At 62.0% G+C, this 1,925-nt stretch carries 2 protein-coding genes and 1 riboswitch; of the genes, one reads left to right on the forward strand and one right to left on the reverse strand.

What is annotated here, in order from left to right; translation table 11 throughout:
- Positions 1 to 651, reverse strand: a 651-nt coding sequence (locus CKO28_RS27640) for a HupE/UreJ family protein (protein ID WP_200344741.1), incomplete at its 3' end; no start/stop codon positions are given.
- A 39-nt stretch (positions 652 to 690) separates the two neighbouring features.
- A riboswitch (cobalamin riboswitch) is annotated at positions 691 to 871 on the reverse strand.
- Between the two features lie 200 nt (positions 872 to 1,071).
- Here CKO28_RS27640 and CKO28_RS27645 point away from each other — a divergent pair.
- Entirely contained in the window at positions 1,072 to 1,893 is an 822-nt protein-coding gene (locus CKO28_RS27645) for an IS5 family transposase (RefSeq protein ID WP_200344743.1), read from the forward strand.
- Positions 1,894 to 1,925: the final 32 nt, after the last annotated feature.

Below are 1,925 nucleotides of genomic sequence, written 5' to 3' on the forward strand. Positions count from 1 at the left end.
CGCGAAGGTCTTCGAACTTACCCATACCCCAAACCTACCAACCTGCGCCCGATCATGCCGCCTATACGCCGATTCTATTCTGGCAAATTCACCCAGCCTTCGATTCGTTTCTTGCTTTTCAGGTCCTAAGCGTGTACCGCTCACCGATCCGAGCCGGGCCAGACCGTAGCCGGCCAGAAGACCGGCGCCGTGGAGAAGCGCTGTCGCCACGAGTAATCCAAACCCGTATGCAGCGGCAGAGGCAGCCGCCGGCATTTCCGCGCCATGTGCGTGTCCATGGAAAACAGCAAACACGCCCACTATCAAAACCGCCAACATGGTACCCATTGCCCGGCCGCTTGCGAGCATGGCGCCCAGGACGACAATCGACAAAACGATACCGAATTCGACCAGCGGCAGCGCGATCGCCGCGGCGCCAAGTGCGCCACCGACAACCATCATCGAAATGAAGCTCGACGGGACGAGCCAGGTTGCGCGCCCCCCGACGTGAAAAGCAAGCAGACCAACGGTGACCATCGCAAGCACATGATCGAGTCCGCCGATCGGGTGCAGAAAACCTGCCGGGAAGCCGCCAGCCGTCATCGTTCCCGTGTGTGCAGAAGCGCTGCTCGCTGCCAGCGTCATGGCCATCAAGGCGATCAAGAATCTCATGCAATCTCCTTTCGGCGCCCACCGCGCCGTTGATGTGGGGTGCCTCGGTCGTTTGCGGTCGGTCTCCTGGCTGAGGACGCTTCTACGCTCGCCTTCCCGGCCAAGAGCCAGTGGCATGATGAGCGCAGCATAGTCCAATACAGTGGCGGGGGCCGCACCGGACTCGCACCGGTTTCCCGTTCGCAGCTAAACTGCGAACACCGCACCGAACACGCTACCGCCGCTCGGCACCCTCGGGCAACCTTGCCGGAGACCGGTCTAATCGGCGGATCCCGGTCGGATGAGAGCTTGCCGATGACCCGCGGAGAGTGCACCGCTGTCGGCGTTGGCCTTCTCTAAGAGTCTGGCCGGAAAAGAATTGGGTGATCTCAGTGGGTTGTGATTCATTGGGTTGTGGACGCAACTCAGTGGAGACACAACATGTGGACCAAGATCACCCGACCGCAGTATGACCGCCGTGGTTTGCGGTATGCAAGCGATATGACCGACCCTGAATGGGCGTTCGTCGAACTGCAGCTTCCGCCGCGCAAGCGTTTGGGACGCCCGCCGAAGACGGATCGCCGGGAGGTCGTGAACGCCCTGCTGTACATGGCAACCACTGGCTGCCAATGGCGGATGCTGCCGAAGGACTTTCCGCCGCGCTCGACCGTTCAGGACTATTTCTACTCTTGGGCGCGTAGCGGGGTGCTCGATCAGATCAATCACGTGCTCGTCATGGCTGCGCGGGAGCAGGTGGAACGAGAGGCCAGCCCGAGCGCAGGGGTGATCGACAGCCAATCGGTCAAGACCACGGAAAGCGGCGGACCGCGCGGCTTTGATGCCGGTAAGAAGACCAAGGGCCGCAAGCGCCATATCGTCACCGACACCCAGGGAAACCTGCTGCAGATCCAGGTTCACCCGGCTGACATCCAAGATCGCGATGGCGCCGTCGAGCTCATCGCCGCTCTACGCAGCCTCTACCCTTGGTTGCGCCACCTTTTCGCTGACGGCGGCTATGCTGGCGAAAAACTCCAGACGGCGCTGGCGGCTCACGGCAAGTGGACGATCGAGGTCGTGAAGCGCTCCCCGGGTACCAAAGGCTTCGAGGTGCTGCCCCGGCGATGGGTGGTCGAGCGCACCTTTGCGTGGCTCGGGCGCTGCCGCCGGCTGGCCAAGGATGTCGAGGCAACCATCACCAGTGCGGTCGCGTGGGTGCTGATCGCCCACATCCGCCTGCTCACAAGGCGGCTCGCAAGACCTTGATACGAAACAACTCATTCCCGGCCAGACTCTAA

The organism is Rhodovibrio sodomensis, assembly GCF_016583645.1.
Lineage (GTDB): Bacteria > Pseudomonadota > Alphaproteobacteria > Kiloniellales > Rhodovibrionaceae > Rhodovibrio > Rhodovibrio sodomensis.